This is a genomic window from Achromobacter deleyi, assembly GCF_902859705.1.
Taxonomy (GTDB): Bacteria; Pseudomonadota; Gammaproteobacteria; order Burkholderiales; family Burkholderiaceae_B; genus Achromobacter; species Achromobacter deleyi.
The window spans coordinates 12,515-32,473 of the sequence record NZ_CADIJO010000017.1 but is presented as its reverse complement, the minus strand read 5'-3'; the positions used below and the strand labels follow the sequence as shown (position 1 = coordinate 32,473).

16 protein-coding genes are annotated in these 19,959 nt (G+C 68.8%); 8 read left to right on the top strand and 8 right to left on the bottom strand.

What is annotated here, in order from left to right:
- The first annotated feature begins 98 nt into the window (after window positions 1–98).
- The 3 genes from HV798_RS21985 to HV798_RS21975 are packed head-to-tail and all read left to right on the top strand — an operon-like array spanning window position 99 to window position 2,858.
- Window positions 99–884 carry an aldolase gene (locus HV798_RS21985; protein ID WP_175194907.1) on the top strand — a complete coding sequence of 262 codons (786 nt, stop codon included), beginning with the start codon at window positions 99–101 and terminating at the stop codon, window positions 882–884.
- Window positions 885–925: 41 nt separating this feature from the next.
- Complete coding sequence (locus tag HV798_RS21980; RefSeq protein WP_175194909.1) at window positions 926–2,251, top strand: MFS transporter; 1,326 nt, start codon at window positions 926–928, stop codon at window positions 2,249–2,251.
- 7 nt (window positions 2,252–2,258) lie between these two features.
- Complete coding sequence (locus HV798_RS21975; protein ID WP_175194911.1) at window positions 2,259–2,858, top strand: 2-hydroxychromene-2-carboxylate isomerase; 600 nt, start codon at window positions 2,259–2,261, stop codon at window positions 2,856–2,858.
- 86 nt (window positions 2,859–2,944) lie between these two features.
- Here the strand turns inward: HV798_RS21975 and HV798_RS21970 are convergent, their stop codons facing one another.
- From HV798_RS21970 to HV798_RS21955, 4 genes are all read right to left on the bottom strand, one after another.
- On the bottom strand, window positions 2,945–4,222 hold the full coding sequence (locus HV798_RS21970) for an ABC transporter substrate-binding protein (RefSeq protein ID WP_425486164.1): 1,278 nt from the start codon (window positions 4,220–4,222) through the stop codon (window positions 2,945–2,947).
- Between the two features lie 122 nt (window positions 4,223–4,344).
- A complete protein-coding gene (locus tag HV798_RS21965; RefSeq protein WP_175194915.1) occupies window positions 4,345–5,088 on the bottom strand; it encodes a GntR family transcriptional regulator in 744 nt (247 codons plus the stop codon).
- Window positions 5,089–5,099: 11 nt separating this feature from the next.
- Entirely contained in the window at window positions 5,100–6,785 is a 1,686-nt protein-coding gene (locus tag HV798_RS21960) for an AMP-binding protein (protein ID WP_175194917.1), read from the bottom strand.
- Window positions 6,786–6,788: 3 nt separating this feature from the next.
- Complete coding sequence (locus HV798_RS21955) at window positions 6,789–7,823, bottom strand: cyclase family protein (RefSeq protein ID WP_175194919.1); 1,035 nt, start codon at window positions 7,821–7,823, stop codon at window positions 6,789–6,791.
- Window positions 7,824–8,005: 182 nt separating this feature from the next.
- On the opposite strand from HV798_RS21955, the gene HV798_RS21950 reads away from it, so the two are divergent.
- The 3 genes from HV798_RS21950 (at window position 8,006) to HV798_RS21940 (ending at window position 10,498) form a co-directional block, all read left to right on the top strand.
- The gene (locus tag HV798_RS21950) at window positions 8,006–9,001 is read left to right on the top strand and encodes a Bug family tripartite tricarboxylate transporter substrate binding protein (RefSeq protein ID WP_175194921.1); all 996 of its coding nucleotides are present in this window, start codon (window positions 8,006–8,008) and stop codon (window positions 8,999–9,001) included.
- Entirely contained in the window at window positions 8,998–9,723 is a 726-nt protein-coding gene (locus HV798_RS21945; RefSeq protein ID WP_175194923.1) for an SDR family NAD(P)-dependent oxidoreductase, read from the top strand. Before HV798_RS21950 ends, HV798_RS21945 begins: the two co-directional genes overlap by 4 nt.
- A gap of 136 nt (window positions 9,724–9,859) precedes the next feature.
- Window positions 9,860–10,498, top strand: a complete 639-nt coding sequence (locus HV798_RS21940) for an alanyl-tRNA editing protein (protein ID WP_175194925.1) — start codon at window positions 9,860–9,862, stop codon at window positions 10,496–10,498.
- Between the two features lie 20 nt (window positions 10,499–10,518).
- On the opposite strand, the gene HV798_RS21935 is transcribed toward HV798_RS21940, so the two are convergent.
- Entirely contained in the window at window positions 10,519–11,496 is a 978-nt protein-coding gene (locus tag HV798_RS21935; protein WP_175194927.1) for a GlxA family transcriptional regulator, read from the bottom strand.
- Here HV798_RS21935 and HV798_RS21930 point away from each other — a divergent pair.
- Window positions 11,491–12,171: a DJ-1/PfpI family protein gene (locus HV798_RS21930; protein WP_175194929.1), complete on the top strand. Its 681-nt coding sequence runs from the start codon at window positions 11,491–11,493 to the stop codon at window positions 12,169–12,171. The genes HV798_RS21935 and HV798_RS21930 overlap by 6 nt on opposite strands.
- Window positions 12,172–12,228: 57 nt before the next feature.
- On the opposite strand, the gene HV798_RS21925 is transcribed toward HV798_RS21930, so the two are convergent.
- Window positions 12,229–12,711 carry an Lrp/AsnC family transcriptional regulator gene (locus tag HV798_RS21925; protein ID WP_175194931.1) on the bottom strand — a complete coding sequence of 161 codons (483 nt, stop codon included), beginning with the start codon at window positions 12,709–12,711 and terminating at the stop codon, window positions 12,229–12,231.
- Window positions 12,712–12,844: 133 nt separating this feature from the next.
- Between HV798_RS21925 and HV798_RS21920 the strand changes: the two genes are divergently transcribed.
- Window positions 12,845–13,474, top strand: a complete 630-nt coding sequence (locus HV798_RS21920) for a LysE family translocator (protein WP_246289020.1) — start codon at window positions 12,845–12,847, stop codon at window positions 13,472–13,474.
- Window positions 13,475–13,616: 142 nt separating this feature from the next.
- On the opposite strand, the gene HV798_RS21915 is transcribed toward HV798_RS21920, so the two are convergent.
- Both HV798_RS21915 and HV798_RS21910 read right to left on the bottom strand, forming a co-directional pair.
- On the bottom strand, window positions 13,617–15,515 hold the full coding sequence (locus tag HV798_RS21915) for an ABC transporter ATP-binding protein (RefSeq protein WP_175194934.1): 1,899 nt from the start codon (window positions 15,513–15,515) through the stop codon (window positions 13,617–13,619).
- 736 nt (window positions 15,516–16,251) lie between these two features.
- Window positions 16,252–19,893: an ABC transporter ATP-binding protein/permease gene (locus HV798_RS21910; RefSeq protein ID WP_175194936.1), complete on the bottom strand. Its 3,642-nt coding sequence runs from the start codon at window positions 19,891–19,893 to the stop codon at window positions 16,252–16,254.
- Between the last annotated feature and the right edge of the window lie 66 nt (window positions 19,894–19,959).

Below are 19,959 nucleotides of genomic sequence, written 5' to 3'. Positions count from 1 at the left end.
CTATGACCCGCGCTGCATGGCTTGATGCCGCCAAGGTTTCCATACTGCTTCCCATGGCGCGGGGTCCGTCCGCGCCGTCCGCAACATGAGGAGACAGCATGGACAACGCCCTGCGCGAGAAAGCCTATTTCGACACCCGCGCCACCAAGGAAATGGCGCAACACCTGCGCGCCGTGCCGCGCACCACGCAGGAAACCATGGCCTACGCCTGCCGCATCCTGGCGATGACCGAGCAGGAAGCCGGCCTGGCCGGCCAGATCAGCGTGCGCTCGGACCGCCCGGGCGCCTACTGGACGCTGCGCTTCGGCCTGGGTTTCGACGAGGCCACGCCCGCCGATTTCATCGAGGTCGATCGCGACCTGAACACCCTGACGGGCGACGGCATGGCCAACCCGGCCACGCGCTTTCACCTGTGGGTGTACGAGGCCCGGCCCGACGTGCGCTCGATCATCCACACGCATTCGCCGTGGGCCTCGGCGCTGGCGGCAGCGCGCCAGCCGCTGGTGATTTCGCAGATGGACATGACGCCGCTGCACGACGACTGCGCGTTCCTGGGCGAATGGCCCGGGGTACCCATCGCCGACCAGGAAGGCGTGATCATCTCGGCCGCGCTGGGCGCCAAGCGCGCCATCATCCTGGCGCACCACGGCTACCTGACGGCGGGCGCCAGCTGTGAGGAAGCGACGTATCTGTCGGTCTACCTGGAACGCGCCGCGCGCATGCAGATCCGGGCGCAGGCCTTCGGCCCGCTGACGCCGGTGGACGACGCCTTGGCGCGCGAAGCGCACGACTACCTGCTCAAGCCTTCCATCGTGCGCGCCACCTTCGATTACTGGTGCCGCCAGACGCACGGCATCGCGCCGTTGTCGTTGCCCAGCCGTTAAGCGCGGCTTTCCATACCAATACTTCAAGGGGAGTCACGCAGATGACGTCCAAGACACCACGCGCGCGCACGCGCCGCGACTACGTCACGGCTGGCCTGGCCAGCATGATGGGTACCACCATCGAGTGGTACGACTTTTTCCTGTACGGCACGGCCGCCGCGCTGATCTTCAACAAGATCTTCTTTCCATCGTTCGATCCGCTGACGGGCACGCTGGCGGCCTTTGCCACCTATTCGGTGGGCTTTTTCGCGCGGCCGCTGGGCGGGGTGATCTTCGGCCATTACGGCGACAGGATCGGCCGCAAGTCCATGCTGCTGATCACGCTGCTGCTGATGGGCGTGCCCACCATCCTGATCGGGCTGATTCCGTCGTACGAGCAGATCGGCTACTGGGCCGCGGTGCTGCTGGTGCTGATGCGTTTCCTGCAAGGCATCGCAGTGGGCGGCGAATGGGGCGGGGCGGTGCTGATGGCTGTCGAGCATGCACCCGAAGGCAAGAAGGGCTTTTTCGGCAGCCTGCCGCAGGCGGGCGTGGCGCCGGGGTTGATCCTGTCGTCGCTGGCGATGGGGGCCGTGGCCGCGCTGCCCGAAGCCGACATGCTGGCGTGGGGCTGGCGCCTGCCGTTCCTGGCCAGCGTGGTGCTGTTGCTGGTGGGCTGGTTCATCCGTGTCAAGGTGGCCGAATCGCCGGACTTCGAGCAGATGCGCGAGCAGGGCGCCAAGGTGGAAGTGCCCGTGGCCGTGGTGCTCAAGCACCACCGGCGCGCGCTGCTGACGGTGGTGGGGGCCCGGCTGGCCGAAGTGACGTGGTTCTACACGGTGGTGACGTTCTCGCTGGCCTATGCCACGGGCACCCTGGGCATCCCGCGTTCGGTGATGCTGGACGCCACCATCTGGGGCGCGGCGCTGGCGCTGTTCACCATGCCGCTGTTCGGCGTGCTGGGCGACAAGGTCGGCCACAAGTGGGTCTTCATGGCGGGCGCCGTGGGCATCCTGGCCTGCGCGCCGCTGTTCTTCCAGCTGCTGGCCACGGGCCAGACCGCCTGGATCATCACGGCGGTATGCCTGGCGGTGGGATTGGTCTACGCTTGCCTGTACGGCCCCGAGGGCACGCTGTTTTCCAGCCAGTTCCCGGCCGAGGTGCGCTACACCGGCATCTCGCTGGCGGTGCAGGTGTCCGGCGCCATCGGCGGCGGCCTGGCGCCCATCATCGCGACCTGGCTGCTGGCCAAGGCGGGCGGCGATCCGAAGTACGTGGTGGCTTACCTGAGCGCGCTGGGCGTCGTTGCCGTGTTCAGCGCCTGGCGCATGCGCGGCGACACGCCGACGCGAGTGGCGCGGGCCGTGCCGGCCGGCATCCGAACCTGAGGACGACATGAAGACGATCGACTACTACTTCTGGCTGAATTCCGACTGGGCCTACCTGGGCGCCGACCGGCTCGAAGCCCTGGCGGCGCGCCACCAGGCGCGCATCCGCTACCTGCCGGTGGACCTGCCCGATGTGTACTCGCGTACCGGCGGCGTGCTGCTCGGCCAGCGCTCGCCCGAACGCCAGGCCTACCGCGTGGCCGAGCTGGCGCGCTGGTGCCGCAAGCTGGGCATCTTCGTCAACCCCAAGCCGGCGTTCATGTGCCCGGACGCGGGGCTGGCTTCGCGCATCGTCATCGCGGCGGATCGCGCCGGGTTGCCGGTGGCGGCGTTGTACAAGGCCATCCTGAAGGCCGAGTGGTGCGACGAGCAGGACATTTCGTCGCCCGCTACGCTGCACGCGATCGTCAGGCAGCAGGGCCTGGACGCCGACGCCTGGCTGGCCGCCGCCGAGCGCCCCGAAGCCGGGCAGATCTACCGCCAGAACACCGACGCCGCGGTGGCGGCGGGCGTTTTCGGCTCGCCGTCGTACGTCTACCGCGGCGAGCTGTTCTGGGGGCAGGACCGGCTGGACATGCTGGAAGAGGCGGTGGCCGCGCCGGTATAGCGACGCGTGGCCTGATCGGGCCGGGGCGGGCGTGAAGCGCGGCTACCCGGCCCGGCCATCCTGACCGACCGGGCCCCAAGCGCCGGCTACTTCGCCGCCGTCTTCACCAGCGGGCATGTCGACTTTGACAAGGGCATGAAGGCCTCGTCGCCCGGCACCGTGGCCACCAGGTGGTAGTAGTCCCAGGGCCGTTTGGATTCAGACGGCTTTTTCACTTCGAACAGGTACATATCGTGCACCATGCGGCCGTCTTCGCGGATGCGGCCATTGGCGGCGAAGAAGTCGTTGATGGGCATGGCCTTCATCTGCTTCATCACCGCGTCCGGCGCGTCGGTGCCAGCGGCCTGCACCGCCTTCAGGTAGTGCATCACCGATGAATAGGTGCCGGCCTGGCTCATGTTCGGCATCTTCTTGAGCTTGTCGTAGTAGCGCTGCGACCAGGCGCGCGTCTGGTCGTTCATGTCCCAGTAGAAGGCCTCGGTCAGCATCAGACCGCTGGCCGCATCCAGGCCGATGGCGTGGATGTCGTTGATGTACAGCAGCAGGCCGGCCATCTTCTGGCCGCCCTGGGTCAGGCCGAATTCGCTGGCCGCCTTGATCGCGTTGACCGTGTCGCCGCCCGCGTTGGCCAGGCCCACCACCTGGGCGCGGCTGGACTGCGCCTGCAACAGGTACGAGGCGAAGTCGCTGGACCCCAGCGGATGGCGCGCGGCGCCCAGCACGGTGCCGCCGCGGGCCTTGACCACGTCGGTGGCAGAGGCTTGCAGCGTATGGCCGAAGGCATAGTCGGCCGTCAGGAAGTACCAGCTCTTGCCGCCGCGGTCGACGATGGCGCGGGCGGTGGTGTTGGCCAGCGACCAGGTGTCGTAGGTGTAGTGCACCGAATAGGGCGAGCACAGGTCGTTGGTGATGCGTTCGGTGCCGGGGCCGCTGAAGACCACGATCTTCTTTTTCTCGCGGGCCACTTCCAGCACCGCCAGCGCCGGGGCCGAGCCGGCCACGTCCATCACGGCGTCGACTTTCTGCGTGTCGTACCACTCGCGGGCGCGGGCCGCGGCGATGTCGGCCTTGTTCTGGTGGTCGGCCACCAGCAGGTCGATCTTCTTGCCCAGCACCGTGCCGCCGAAGTCGTCGATGGCCATCTGCGCGGCGGTGGCGCTGCCCTTGCCGGTCACGTCGGCGTAGACGCCACTCATGTCCAGGATCAGGCCCAGCCGGACGATGTCGTCCGAGATGGCGGGGGCGGACTGGGCGGCGCCTGGGCCGCTCCAGGCCAGGGCGGCGGCCAGCACCGCCGCGCACGGGGCAAGCCGCGCGTAGCGGCGGCGGGTCTGGGGGCTGCGTTGCTGCGAAATCCGGGGCATCGGGGTCATGGTTGTCTCCATTTATGGTTATGCCGGATACGTGCGGGGAACAGCGGGCGCTTGGGCGGTCAGCCGCGCCTTTTCTGGAATAGCGGGGGGCGCCGCGTGCGCCACAGGCGCGGCTAGCGCTGCGTCAGCAGGTCGAATTCCATGCGGACCTTGCGGAACGGAAACTCCAGCCGCGCGAAATACACCACGCGGCCGTCGATGCAGGCGTAGCGGCGCAGTTCGGCCACGGGCGAGGACACGGGAATCTGCAACGATTCCGCGGATTCCTGGCCGGCCTCGATCACGTTGAGCACCTGGCGCGCTTCGCTGATGCGGGCGCCGTAGAACTGGTCCAGCACCGGCGCCACGGTGCTTTTCTGGATGCGGGCGCGGTGCTTGCGAAACAGGCTGCTTTCCAGGAACACCTCGCTGTAGCAGAAGGGGCCGGCATCGGTGGTGTGCACCCGCCGCAGGTACTGGAAACGGCCATCGCGGTCGGCCTCGCACGGCATGCCCAGGGTGTCCGGCAACGGCGAATCGGCGCTGGATTCCACTAGCGACACGGTGCCCAGCTGATTGCTCAGTTCCACCGTTTCGGCCCAGGTCTTGGGAATCAGCAGCGTGGGCGTTTCGGGCAGCGCGGCATTGACGAAGGTGCCTGACCCGCGCGAACGCCGGATCAGGCCGTCCTGCTCCAGCAGGCCGAAGGCCTGGCGGATGGTGGCCCGCGAAATGCCGTAGGTGTCCATCAGCGATTCCAGCGGCGGAATCTGCTGGCCGGGCCGCCAGGTGCGGTTCTGGATGTGGCTGCGAAACAGCGCGGCCGCCTGCAGGTACAGGGGCTGGGGACTGTGCGAAAAAAGCTTGCGCGCGGGCATGGGGGGCAGGATCAGGAAGAGAGTGGGGCGGCGAGCAGGGCGTCGGCCATGTCGCGCAACCGGTGTTTCTGGATTTTCACCGAATTGGCGCTTTCCACCGACGGAAAGGCGTCCAGCGCGGTAAAGCCCACGGGCACCTTGAAGCCGGCCATCGCCTGCTTGCACGCGGCGGTCCAGCCGGCGGCATCCGGCGTCGCACCCGGGTGCAGCAGCACGAAGGCGTAGGGCACGGTCTTGCCGTGGCGGGTGGCGCCCACCACCTGGCAGGCGCGCACGCCGGGCAGGGCTTCGACGACCTGTTCGATTTCCACCGGGTTCACCAGAAAGCCCGACAGCCGCAGCGAATCGCCCATGCGGGTCTGGAACACGAACTGGCGCGGGTTCAGCGTGTAGCCCAGGTCGCCCGTCTTGAAGTAGCCGTCTTCGGTAAAGGCGCGGGCGGTGGCGTCGGGGTTGTCCAGGTAGCCCTGCATCAGGCTGGGTGACCGGATTTCCAGTTCGCCCGACTCGCCGTGCGGCAGCACCGCGCCGCTGGCCGGGTCGCGCGCCCGCACGCGGGCGTCGGGGTAGACCAGCGTGCCGCCGGGCTGGTGGCGGGCCGACACGTCGCCTTCGGCGGCCTCGCGTGGCTGGCCGGCCACCAGGGCGATCAGTTCGCTGGATCCATACAGGCCGGTCAAGGGCACGCCGGCCTCGCGGGCCAGGTCCAGCATGTGGTCCAGCGCGGGCGTGAAGCTGGCAAAGCCGAACAGCCGGGCCGAGGCAAAGCCGCCGGGGGCAGCCGCGCGCATCATGGCGACCAGCGCTTCGTTGTTGGCATAGGTGTGCGTGACCCGGTGGCGCGCCACCGCGGCGGCGGACTCGGCGGCATCGAACACCGGCGCGCACACCACCGGCGCGCCTTGCGCCAGGCCGCCCACCAGGGTGGCAAAGCCGAAGGCGCCGCAGAATGGCGCGCTGGCCAGCACGCAGGTGCGGTCGTCGTAGCCGAAGGCGTGGGCCACCGCCGCGCCGTGGCGCAGCAGCGTCGTCTGGTCGTGCAGCACGAACTTGGGCTGCGAGGTTGTGCCGGACGTGGTGAAGCACAGCACGCCGGCATTGGGCTGGGCGGACGGCGGGGCGTCGGGGCAGGCCAGAAGGTCGGCGTAGCGGTAGAGCGGCCGGCCGTTCAGGCAAGCCTGGGAAGACGCGTCGTCCGCCCCGCCTTCGTCGGCGACCGCCACCACGCCGCGCAGCCGCGCCAGGTGTTCGGGCGCGACGTCGTTCAGGATGCCCTGGAAGTCGATGCCCTTGAAGCCCGGCCAGAACACCAGCCAGTCGGCGCGGCCGCGGCCCAGGATGTCGGCGACTTCCAGCGCGCGAAAGCGCGTGTTCACCGCCAGCACCAGTGCGCCCAGGTGGGCGGCTGCCAGGAAGGTCTCGACCCAGGCGGCGCAATTGGGCAGCCACACCGCCACGCGGTCGCCGGGCCGCACACCGGCGCGCGCCAGGCCGGCGGCCAGGGCGCGGCTGCGGGTGCGCAGCTGAGTGTGGCTGATGGGCTGGTCGCGGTCGATCAGCGCGGGGGCATCGGGCTGGCGCGCGGCCAGGGCGTCCAGGTGCTGCGAAAAGGTGGCGGCGATCGGCGTCAGGCGCGGCGATTCGGACGCGGCGGTGGACTTGGCGGCGGACGGGGCCGGGGCAACAGGCTGCGTCATGGCTTACACCGTGGCGATGGGAGTGACGGGCGAACCCACGGCGCCCGGCATGCGCAGCGGCGGCGCGGTCAGGAGAAAGCGGTTGCGGCCCTGCGTGTGCAGCCAGTCGGCCAGCGCCTTCAGGTACCACAGCTCGGCCAGCGGCACGCCCAGCTTGAACAGGCAATGATGGTGCAGCGGCAGGATCGAATGGCCGGGGCCCGAGGTACGCGCCGGGTAAGCTTCCACCGCGTAGTTGTCGGCGCAGATGGCCGCCACGCCGCTGTCGGTGATCCAGCCCAGCAGCGCCGGGTCGGCGCCGTCCAGCACCGCGCTGGTCTGCTCGAGCCGGTGCGGATCGGGCTGGCCGTTCATTTCCACCAGCGTTTCGGCAAAGCCGGTGCGCAGCACCAGCATGTCGCCGGGTTCGACCACCACCTTCTGTTCGCGCATCGCCGCCTGCAGCTGGGTATGGCCGACCAGCGTGCGGCCGGGGCCGAAGGCGCGCGCCAGGTCGATCAGCACGCCGCGGCCCTGCATGCCTTTTTCGGCGTAGCGGTGGATGCCGAGCTTGCGGGCATACGAACCGCCGGGCGGGCAGCAGTCGCCCGGGGCGGCGTCGTCGCCGCCGAACACGTCCACGCCGGCCGCATAGCCGTTGTAGTAGACGCGGCGGGCCTCGCCGTCGCCCTGGATGTCGAACTGCGCGCCTACGTGGCACAGGCCGTCCCATTGCGTCGAATACTGCATGCTGAGCGTGACCTGGTCGTCGGACAGCACGTCCACGGCCTCGGGTTGCAGGCGCGACATGGCGAAATTCAGGTAGGGGGCGCCGTCGCGAAACGTGGGCTTGAGCACTGGCGGATGGCGGCGCGGATTCAGCACGTTGCCGCCGGGCAGGTCCAGCGGCAGCGACAGGCAGAACACCTTGCCCGCGCGCACCTCGCGCACGGCTTGCAGCACCTTTTCCTCGGTCAGGAGGTTCAGCCGGCCGATCTCGTCGTCGGGGCCGAAATCGCCCCAGGTGGATCCTTCGGGCCGTTGCGTCCAGCGTTTCATGGGCATGTCTCCGGTCTGTTTTTCGTGTACTTGTGAATATAGTCCGTATTTACGTACTATAGGAAGCACCTGCTGGCCGCACGCGCCGCAAGCCGTGTCGGCCGATGGGAAAAAAATGGCAATCCGCCGCCGGTGGAGCCAACAGAAATCCGCAATCAGCGGATTCGCGAGGAGACAGATCCATGACGCATTCCCTGCATCGTCGTGCCGGGCGGCGGGCGCTGGCCGCGGCCGCCCTGGCCGCGCTGGCCCTGTCCGCGGCGCACGCCGCGGGCTATCCGGAGCATCCCGTCACCGTGGTCGTGCCGTATCCGCCGGGCGGCGGCGCGGACATCTTCGGCCGCGCCATCGCCAATGCGCTGCAGCCGGGCCTGAAGCAGACCGTGCTGGTCGAGAACAAGCCTGGCGCCGGCGGCAACATCGGCATGGCCTACGTGGCCCGCGCCAAGGCCGACGGCTACACGCTGGGCCTGGGCACCATCGGCACGCAGAGCATCAACCAGTTCCTGTACGCCAACATGACGTTCGACCCCGAGCGCGACCTGGTGCCGATCGCGCTGGTGTCCACCACGCCCAACGTCATTGCCGTCAGCGCCAAGTCGCCCTACAAGACCGTGGCCGACGTGATCCAGGCGGCCCGGCAGTCCAAAGACAAGAAACTGACCTATGCCTCGCCCGGCATCGGCTCGTCGGTGCACCTGACCGGCGCCTATTTCGAGGCGATGGCGGGGGTGACGATGCTGCACGTGCCGTTCAAGGGCACGTCGGCGTCGCTGCCGGCAGTGGCGGGCGGCCAGGTGGACCTGCTGTTCGACAACCTGCCGGGCGCGTTGGCGCAGATCAAGGATGGCAACCTGGTGCGCGGCGTGGCCGTCACTTCGGCCACGCGTGATCCGTCGCTGCCCGACCTGCCTACCGTGGCCGAGTCCGGCCTGCCGGGCTTTGACGTCACGGCCTGGTTCGCGCTGTATGCGCCGCGCGGCACACCGGAACCGGTCGTCAGGCAACTGATCGAGGCCGCGCGTACGGGCCTGGCCAGTCCGGCCATCGCCACCAATTTCGCCACCATGGGCGCCCGGCCGGGTACGCTGTTCGGCCCCGACCTGGGCGCCTTCGAGCGCGACGAGCGCAAGAAATGGGGCGGCCTCATCAAAGACAAAGGAATCACCGCGCAATGAACCCTTCTCCCATCGCATTGGTGACCGGCGGCAGCCGCGGCATCGGCCGCGCCATCGTCGCGCGCTTGTTGCAGGACGGCTTTCGGGTCGTCAATTTCAGCCGCCGCGCGCCTGACGAAACCTTGCCCGGCGAGACCTTCCAGTCTGTCGACCTGGGCGATGCCGCGGTGACTGTCGCGGCGGCCGGCGCGCTGGTCGCCGCGCAGCCCGTGCTGCACCTGGTCAACAACGCCGGCATGATCCAGGTCGCCGATATCGAATCCGTCACGCAGGAAGACCTGGCGCGCACCGTGGCGCTGAACCTGACCGCGCCGCTGCTGCTGATGCAGGCGCTGCTGCCGGGCATGCGCCAGGCCGGCTACGGCCGGGTGGTCAACATCGGCAGCCGGGCAGCCCTGGGCAAGCCCGGCCGCTCGGTCTATGGCGCCACCAAGTCGGGCCTGGTCGGCATGACGCGCACCTGGGCGCTGGAGCTGGGCAAGGCCGGCGTCACCGTCAACACGGTGGCGCCGGGGCCCATCGCCACCGAACTGTTCGACCAGTCCAACCCGCCGGGCGAGCCGAAGACCGTGGCGCTGGAAGCGTCGATTCCCGTGGGTCGGATCGGCCGGCCTGAAGACGTGGCGCATGCAGTGTCCGGATTCATGGACCCGCGCGCGGGCTTCATCACCGGGCAGGTGCTGTACGTGTGCGGGGGAATGTCGGTGGGGCTGGCGGGGTAGGGGCTGGGCGGCGGCAACGGGTGCAGCCGGATCACTTCGTGCGCCCGCTGTACAGGGCGGCATCCGACAAGGTGTACCGGCGCCTGCCGACCTGGCGTGGCTATGATGCGGGCATTCTTCGCCCGACGTTGCCGTGATGACCCGCAAGATATTCTGGCAAGACCCGTACCTGACCGCGCTCGACGCCCAGGTCACCGAGGTGGCAGGCGCCCAGGTGCTGCTGGACCAGACGATTCTGTTCGCCTTTTCTGGCGGCCAGGAAAGCGATGCCGGCACGATTGCCGGCTATCCCGTGCTGCAGGCGGCCAAGCGGGGCCTGGACATCGTGTACACCTTGCCCGCCGATCACGCGATCAAGGTGGGCGACAGGGTGGCCACGCAGCTTGACTGGGACCGCCGCTACCGGCTCATGCGGCTGCACTTCGCGGCCGAGATGGTGCTGCAGCTGATTTACCAGCGCTGTCCCGGTATCGTGCGGACCGGCGCGCACATCGCGCCGGCCAAGGCCAGGATCGATTTCACCAGTGAGCACAGTCTGGCGCCGCTATTGGCCGGTATCGCTGGCGATGCGCAGGCGCTGATCGACGCCGATCATTCCATCGTCACGGCCTTCAGCGACGCTGGCGCCGAGCGGCGCTACTGGCGGGTCGACGGCTTTGCGCAGATGGCGTGCGGCGGCACCCATCCCCGCCGCACGGGCGAAATCGGCGGTGTGTCGCTCAAGCGCAGAAATCCGGGTCGCGATCGCGAACGCGTGGAAATTGTTCTGGCCTGAAGGGCGCGGCGGCGTTCGGATCAGGCTGCGGGCCGGTTCCGGCCGATCACGTGCCGCAACGTCTTGCCGGACACCTTGCCCGAGGCCTGCAAGGCCTCGGCGCGTTCCTGCCGCAGCCGGCGCAGCACCTCGGCCGGCGTCACGCCGAAATGGGCGGCGAACTTGCGCTGGAAGGTGCGGCGCGACATATGGCAGGCGTCCGCCATGTCGTCCACCGACCAGCGCGCCGACAGGCTGGCTTCGATCTTTTCCACCAGGTCGCGAAACGGCGCGGCCATGCGGTCCTGCAGCCGCAGCGACTGGCTGTACTGGCGCTGGTCGCCATTTCTGCGCATGAACACGACCAGGCGCCGCGCCACGTCCTGCGCGACTTGCGCGCCGACATCGCGTTCGATCAGGGCCAGCGCCAGGTCGATGCCGGCCGTGACGCCCGCCGACGTCCAGATGGCGCCGCTTTCGATATAGATGCGGTCGTCTTCCACCCGCAGGCCGGGGTGCAGCTGGCGCAGCCGGTCGGCCGAGCGCCAGTGCGTGGTCACGCGGCGGCCCTCGAGCAGGCCGGCCGAGGCCAGCAGGAAGGCGCCGGTGCAGACGCTGCACGTGCGGCGCGCCTGCGGGCTGCGGCGGCGCAGCCAGGCCAGCGTTTCGCCGTGGGCGCTGGCCTGGTCGATGCCCGGGCCGCCGGGCACGAACAGCATGTCGATCGGGGCGTCGTCGTCCTGGGCGAAGGTGGCGTCGGCCTGCATGCGCAGGCCCTGGTCCCAGGTGGACACCACCGGCGTGGCGGCCACGGTGGCCAGTTGGTAATAGGGGGCGCCGCCTTCTTCGTTGGCGGCGCTGAAGGCCTGCCAGGGGCCGGCCAGGTCCAGCGGCTGGAAACCGTCGTACAGCAGGAACACAATGCGTTTTGGCGCGATCGCGGACGCATTTGGCGCACGCTCGCCGGCGCGTCCGCCTACGCTGGCGTTTCCATTCTGCGAAGGAGCATCGTCATGCATGTGAATATTCTCTTGTTCGAAGGGCTGACCCAGCTGGATATGACGGGGCCGTACGAGGTATTGGCCGCCGCGCCTGGCTTCACCGTGGATTTTGTCGCAAAAACGCTCGCGCCGGTGCGTAGTGATCGCGGCCTGCGGTTCGTGCCGACCCAGACGCTGGAATCCGCGCCGCCGTGCGATCTGCTGGTGGCGCCCGGCGGGCCGGGCACGGATGATGCCATCGTTGATCCGGACTGGGTAGCCTTTACCCGCCGGCAGGGGTTGGCGGCGGGTCACGTGTTCGGCATCTGCACGGGGTCGCTGCTGCTGGGGGCGGCAGGCCTGCTGCGCGGCAAGCGCGCGTCCAGCCACTGGCGGGCACGCGAGCTGCTGGCGCATTTCGGCGCCATCCCCACCGACGAACGCCTGTGCGTGGACGGCAAATTCTTTACGGCGGGCGGCGTCACGTCCGGCATCGACATGGCCCTGAAAGTGGTGGCCACGCTGTGCGGCGACGACGTGGCCAAGCAGATCCAGCTGCAGATCGAATACGACCCCAAGCCGCCGTTTCCGGGCGGCACGCCCAAGACGTCGGAGCCGGCCATCGTGCAGCGCTACCTGGATATGTCGCAGGCGCGGTTCGAGACGCGCCGGGCGGCGGTCGAGCGCGCCGCGGCGGTGATGCCGCGGGACTAGGCGCCTGTTGCGCGGGCGGGGGCTTGGCGCCGGCCTGCCCAGGCCGCGGGTGGGCGCCTAGCGCCCCAGATGATCCAGCGGCAGCGGACCATGCGGCTTGACGGTCTGGATCGCGAAGTTGCTGCGGATGTCCTTCACGCCGGTCAGTTTCAGCAGGGTGCCGAGCAGGAAGGTTTCATAGGCGCGCAGGTCCGGCACCACCACCTGCAACAGGAAGTCGGATTCGCCTGACACCAGGTGCGCGGCCACCACTTCGGGCAGCGCGCTGACTTCCTGGCGGAACTGGGCGGCGTCGCGCTCGTGGTGGCGTTCGACCTTGACGCCCACGAACACGGTCAGGCCCAGGCCGACCTCGTCGGGCGCCAGCCGCGCTTCGTAACCCTGGATCACGCCGGCTTCTTCCATCAGGCGCACCCGCCGCAGGCAGGGCGACGGCGACAGGCCGATCTGCTCGGCCAGTTCCACGTTGGTCAGGCGGCCGTTCTTCTGCAGAGCTTCCAGGATGCGGCGGTCGTAGGCGTCCAATTCACGTTTTGGCATGGAATTGATTTGGTATGTCATTGATTGGTGAAGTATGCCAATAATGCTACTTCAAGTGGCAGGAATAGAAAGCACATGCCGATGCCTTTTCCCTAGAATGACCCTCATTCCAAGTCGTTGAAAGAGGGTAGTCATGGCCGATATGGCGTTGTTCCTGGGGGCGTTGCTGGTGGTCTATGTGGTGCCCGGGCCGGACATGATCCTGCTGCTCGAAACCGGCGCCTTGCGCGGCCGGGCGCCGGCCCTGGCCGTGGCAGTGGGCCTGGCGATTGCCCGCGCCGCCCATGTGACGCTGGCCGCGCTGGGGCTGGCGGCGCTGTTCAAGACGCATCCGTGGGCGTTCGACGCGGCGCGCACGGTGGGCGGCTGCTACCTGGTGTGGCTGGGCGTGCGCCTGCTGCGCGCCGGGCCGCTGTCGTATGACGTGGCGACCCAGGCGCAGGCCGCCGCGCGCGGCAAGGGCCTGGGCGCGGCGCTGCTGAGCGGTGTGCTGACCAATGTGCTCAATCCCAAGGCGCTGTTGTTCTGCTCGGTGCTGCTGCCGCAGTTCGTGTCGCCGGCCCAAGGCAGCATCGGCCAGCAGTTCGCGGTGCTGGGCGTGGTGCTGGTGAGCCTGGGGCTGACGTTCGACGTGCTGTGCGCCTTGGCCGGCGGTGCGCTGGGCCGCTGGCTGGCGGCCCGGCCACGGGTACGCAAGTGGCAGGGCGCGGTGTTCGGCACCGCGCTGATCGGCTTCGGCTTGAAGCTGACGTTGAGCCGGTAGGCGCAGGGGGCGGCTCGGCCAAATAAAACGGGCCTGAAAAATGGGCCTGATGAATAGGCCAAAAAAAGCCTGAAACTCAGATCAAAAAAAATGGGCCTGACATACATCAGGCCCATTTGTCATCTGCGGCGTTGCCGGCGCATTACTTGCCGAAGGCAAAGGACGTTTCGTCCTGGTCCTCGGCCTCGCCATCCGTTTTCACCGGCTTGGGCTGGGCGCCATCGGCCAGCATCTCCGCCTGCGTCAGGCCCTTGGTCAGTTCCAGGGCCTGGCGCTCGAACAGGCGCCGGTACAGGCCGCCCTTCAAACGGATCAGCTGGTCATGACTGCCTTCTTCGATGATGCGGCCACGGTCCATCACTAGCAGGCGGTCCAGCGCGCGCACGGTCGACAGGCGGTGCGCGACCACCAGCGTGGTGCGGCCGACCATCAGGCGTTCCATGGCCTGCTGGATCAGCACTTCGCTTTCGCTGTCCAGGCTCGAGGTGGCCTCGTCCAGGATCAGGATGGGCGCGTCCGCCAGGAACGCCCGCGCGATTGCCACGCGCTGGCGCTCGCCGCCCGACAGCTTCACACCGCGCTCGCCCACCAGCGTTTCATAGCCCTTGGGCAGCGCCATGATGAAGTCGTGCGCGCTGGCCAGCCGCGCCGCGTGCTCGATCTCGGCCTGCGTCGCGCCGGGGCGGGCGTAGGCGATGTTCTCGGCCAGCGTGCGGTGAAACAGCACCGGTTCCTGCTGCACGATCGCGATCTGGCTGCGCAGCGACGACTGCTTCACCTGGGCGATGTCCTGCCCGTCGATGGTGATGCGGCCGCCGTTCACGTCATACAGGCGCTGGATCAGCTTGATGAACGTGGTCTTGCCCGACCCGGAATGGCCGACCAGCCCGACGCGTTCGCCCGGGGCGATGCGCGCCGAAAAATGGTCGTACAGCGCCGTGTCGTGCCGGCCGTAGCGGAACGTGACGTCCTCGAAGCGGATTTCGCCCGCCCCGACGCGGATGTCGCCCGCGCCGGGCCGGTCGTCCACGCCCAGCGGATGCCGCGCCATGGCCACCAGTTCTTCCATGTCGTTGACCGAGCGCTGCAGGTTGCGGATGTGCATGCCCACGTCGCGCAGGTGGCCCTGCAGCATGAAGAACATCGTCAGCGCGAAGGTGATGTCACCGACGCTGGCCTGGTTGCGCGACCACAGGAACAGCGACGCGCCCAGGATGCCGGCCTGCATCGCCACCAGCATCGCGCCCTGGACGCCACCGTTGATGGTGGCGCGAACCCAGGTGCGGCGCGTGCGGCGGCGCCACTTGTCGACCACGCGCCCCAGCCGGGTTTCTTCGCGCGTTTCGGCGCCGAAGGCCTTGACCACGGGGTTGCAGCTGACGGCATCGGCCAGCGCGCCGCCCATGCGCGTATCCCAGGCGTTGCCCAGCCGCGCGGCCGGCGCGACGTAGCCCAGCGACAGCGCCGCGGTGACGGCGATGTACAGCACCGACCCTACGCCGACGACCAGGCCCATGATGGGCCAGTGCACGCCCAGCAAGGCGGTGGCGCCGACCAGCATGACGACGGACGGCAGCAGGGCCACCAGCAAGGTGTCGTTGAGCACGTCGACGGCCCACATGCCGCGGGTGATCTTGCGCACGGTCGAGCCGGCAAAGCTGTTGGCATGCCAGTCGGTGGAAAAGCGCTGCACGCGGTAGAAGGCGTTGGACACCATTTCATTCATCATCTTCAGGGTGAAGGTGATGATGTTCTGGAAGACCCCCTGGCGCAGCAGGGTGCCGCCGATGCCCAGGGCGATCAGCAGCCAGAACGAGGTGATGGCCGCGCCCCAGATCATCTCGTCGGCCGCGGCACCGGACGCGACGGCGTCGACCAGGCGGCCGGCGTACAGCGGGGTCAGCACGTCGGCCAATGCGGACAGCAATGCCAGGCCGATGATGACGGCAGTGCGCCAGGGCTGGGCGCGCCAATAGCGGAAGGTAAAGCCGAGGACGTCCTTGAAGGCTTGTCCTCGCAGATCGATTTTTGTTCGATTCATTGCGATTGGCCGGCAACGCGGGGATGCCGGATTCCTTGTGGGAAAGGGGGTGATACGACCTGCACAGCGAGGCGCAGGCATTGCGTTCAAGGGGTTGGAGCGGGCACGGAGGACCAGTCGCCAGGTAACCAGGCGATGGGTCCGCGCGGGCGACGACTACTTAATGGCGTCGCGGAGATACGCGCGGGATGGCGGTATGCGGATTTGTCATCTTGCGCCTCCCAGGTGTAGGTGAAGGGGGAAAGTTGGGCTTGGGCCCGAAAACCGGGCGTTGGCCCGGATTGATGATTTTATAGATGTGGTGTAGGGGAATCAACCCGGTGGGGTGGGCATGTGGGGTTTTTCTGACGATCGCTTCTTGGGGAGAGGGGCGTTCTTGAGACGCCTGTCGCGGCGGGGATGGGGGGAGCACGGGGCTACGATTGCGGTCCGGAGCCTTCGCTCCGGACTGCCCCTTCGTCATCTTCGTTGTCGCCTTCGGCGACTGCCTTCAGATTCCCTCGGGCGCATCTACACGCCCCGTGCTCCCCCCATCCCCGCCGCGACAGGCTCACGGTTTGCCTTATTGGCGGCTGTTGCGTTTGGCTTCTTTCTTTTGAGGACTGGGTCCGTTCGCCTTTCGGAGTGGGTGACGGGAAGGCCTTTCTTTGCTGCCAAAGTGGCTACGGGGGTAGCGTACTTGGGCGTTGGGGGCGCGCGGTGGGGGAGGCGCCACGTTTGTGGGGGTGGCGGCGGGTCAGGTTGGGATGGGTGCGTTGCGATCCTGGGTGTACGCGCCCTGGTGGCTGGCGAGTTTGGCGTAGGCGCCTTGTTTGCGCAGCAGTTGGTCGTGGGTGCCGGATTCGGCGAGGGTGCCGTTTTCCAGGACCAGGATCAGGTCGGCGTCGCGGATGGTGGAGAGGCGGTGGGCGATGACCAGGGTGGTGCGGTGGCGCATCAGGATGTCCAGGGCGCCGCGGACCTGCAGTTCGGACAGGGTGTCCAGGTGCGAGGTGGCTTCGTCCAGGATCAGGACGGGGGCGTTTTTCAGGAAGGCGCGGGCGATGGAGATGCGTTGGCGTTGGCCGCCGGAGAGTTGCATGCCGCGTTCGCCGACGCGGGTGGCCAGGCCGTCGGGCAGGGTCTGGACGAAGGACGTGAGGGCGGCCTGGTCCAGGGCGCGGGCCAGGTCTTCGCGGCTGGCGTCGGGGCGGGCCAGGCGGATGTTGCCTTCGAGGGTGTCGTTGAAGAGGTAGGTGTCTTGCGTGACGAGGGCGACGCGTTCGCGCAGGCCGTCCAGGTTGAGCTGGCGGACGTCGACGCCGTCGAGTTTGACGGCGCCCTGGCGCGGGTCCCAGAAGCGCAGGAGCAGGCTGGCGACGGTGCTTTTGCCGGCGCCGGAGGCGCCGACGATGGCGACGGTGGCGCCAGCGGGGGCGGTGAAGGTCAGGTCGCGCAGGGTGTCCTGTTGCTTGCCGGGGTAGGCGAAGTGGACGTGGTCGAAGGCCAGGGACAGGCCGTGGGCGGCGACGGGCGGAGGCAGGGGGCCGTCGGTGACGGGTTCGGGTTCGTTGTTGACGACGTGCAGGCGGCGCGTGGCGGCGATGGTGTCGGCCAATTGGCGGCTGACCTGCGAGATTTCGGAGACGGGCAGGAAGGTGGCCAGGGCGATGAGCACGAGCAGGGGCAGCATGCTGGCGGACAGGGCGCCGGCGGACACTTGCAGGGCGCCGACGACGGCCACGGCCAGGCCGCCCAGGCCCATGGCGACTTCGAACCAGGCGGTCTGGCGCGAGAGGTCGCGCAGGATGTCCAGGCGGCGGCCGCGGTATTGATGGGCGACCTTGAGGAATTCGTCGCGGCGGCGGCCGGTGGCCTGGAAGGCGGTGAGGTCGGCCAGGCCCTGGATGGTGTCGGTGGTGTGGGCGCTCATTTCGCCAAGGGCATGGCGGGCGCGATCGCCCAGGGCGTCGACCTTGCGGCGGCCGCTGATGGGCGAGACCAGGGCATAGGCCAGGAAGGGCAGCAGCGCCAGGGCGACGGGCCAGCTGTAGACGGCCAGGAAGCCCAGCACCGACAGAGGCACCAGCACCGAGACGATGGCGGGCGCGATGGTGTGGGCGTAGAAGTACTCGACCATTTCGACGTCTTGCGTGGCCAGGGCGACCAGGTCGCCGGAGCGCCGTTGCAGCAGGTAGGCGGGGGCCAGCCGTTCGAGCTTGTCGTAGAGCTTGACGCGCATGTCGGCCAGCAACTGGTAGGCCATGGCGTGGGCCAGCCAGGATTCCAGCCAGTGGAACAGGGCGGCGAGCGGCGCGGCGATGAGCAGGCCGGTGATGAGGGCGCCGGTGTCGCGGCCGTCGCGGATGGCGGCGACGACCAGGGCGCTCAAGACGCCCACGCCGATGAAGGCGGCGACGCGCGCCACGCCCAGCAGGATGGTGGCGATGAGGGTGCCGCGCCACGGGCGCACGACGGACAGCAGGGTGCCGAGCGTGGCGCGCCAGCCGACCTGTTCGGCGTCGGCGTCCAGCGGGCGCAGGGCGGGGCCCTGGCCGCCGCCGCTGTCGTTGCCGGTGTTGTTGCTGCGGCTGTCGCCGGCATCGGCGGGCGATTGGGCGGTGTCGGTGGCCGTGCGCAGGGCGTCGCTGGCGGCGGCCGGCGGGGCGGCCAGGGCCACGGCCTGTTCGTGCATCAGGCGGTAGTACAGGCCGTGCTGCTGCATCAGGTCGGTATGGGGGCCTTGTTCGACGACGCGGCCCTGGTCGAGCACCAGGCAGCGGTCGGCGCCGATGACGCTGGCCAGGCGGTGGGCCAGGATGAGGGTGGTGCGGCCGGCCATCAGGCGGTCCAGCGCCTGCTGGATCAGGGCTTCGTTTTCGGTGTCGACGGACGACAGCGCTTCGTCCAGGATCAGGATGGGTGCATCACGCAGCAGGGCGCGGGCGATGGCCACGCGCTGGCGCTGGCCGCCCGACAGTTGCAGGCCGCGTTCGCCGATGCGGGTGGCGTAGCCTTGCGGCAGCGCCATGATGAAGTCGTCGATGTTGGCGGCGCGGGCAGCGGCGCGCACCTGTTCGTGGGTGGCGTCGGGCCGGCCCAGGCGCAGGTTGTCGTCGATGGTGCCGTGAAACAGCGTGATGTCCTGGCTGACCAGGGCCATGTGGCTGAGCAGCGTCTGGGTATCGATCTGGTTGACGTCGTGGCCGCCGATGCGGATGGCGCCGGCCTGGGGCACGCATTCGCGCAGCAACAGGCGCACGATGGTGGACTTGCCGGCGCCGCTGGGGCCGACGATGCCGACGCGTTCTCCGGCCGCAATGCGGAAGGACAGGCCCTGGTGGGCGTGGCGTTCCGGGGTGTACGAGAAGGCGACGTTGTCGAATTCGATGGTGGGGTCCAGCCGCGCGGGGGCGGTGGCCGCGTGAACCTGGGGCGCGGCGGTCTTGGGGCGGGCGTCCATCAAAGCATGGATGCTGAGCGCGGCGGACTGGCCGAGCATGCCGCGGTGCAGGACCGAGCGCAGGTCGCGCAGCGGGCGGAAGATCTCGGTGCCGGCCATCAGCACGATCAGCAGGGCTTCGACGCTCATGTCGCCGGCGGCCACGCGCCAGGCGCCGACGGTCAGCGCCAGCGCGGCGCCCAGGGCCACGCCCAGGTCGCTGATGCCGCGGGTGAGCAGGCTGACGGACAGTACCCAGAAGGTGTTGTCCGACAGTTTGCGGGCGCGGGCGGCCAGGCGTTCGCCCCAGGCCTTGCCCTGGCCGTAGGACTTCAGCGTGGGCAGGCCCTGCACGGCGTCCAGGAATTCTTCGCCGAATTCATTCAGCGAACGGGTGCGCGCCAGGCTGGCGCGGCGGTCGAGCATGTGCACGGCCATCGGGCCGAACAGCGCGAACAGCGCGGCCACCAGGAACACCAGCGCGGTGGGCACGTCCCAGAAGGCGATGACGGCGAAGATGGCGAACGGCGCGGCCGCGGCGATGGCGACCTGCGGCAGGTATTGGCCGAAGAAGGTCTGCAACTGCTCGACGCCGTCCACGACGGTGAGCATGACGCCGCCGGTGCGCTGGTTGGCGAACCAGGCCGGGCCCAGCGCCACGATGCGGTCGTACAGCCGGGCGCGCAGCGCCTGCTGCACGTCGGCCGAGCAGCGATTGGCCTGCACCGTGCGCAGGTGGTCGAACAGGGCGCGCAGCAGCACCATGGCGCCGGCGCAGATGGCGGGCGTGAGCCACTGCTGCCACGGGGCGCCGTCGAACACGCGCGCCAGCAACTGGCCCAGGAAAACGTAGCGGGCGATGCCTGCGGCCAGCGCCAGGAGGCCCAGGAAAATGCCGCCCGCCATGGCGGCGCGCAAACCCTCGGTCAAGCGCCAAAGCCTGGAATCGAAATACATATCAATGCTCCCTCTGAAGCCTGAATGGTCACGCATCCGGCAGCGGCGCGAAAGCGATAGTTATTC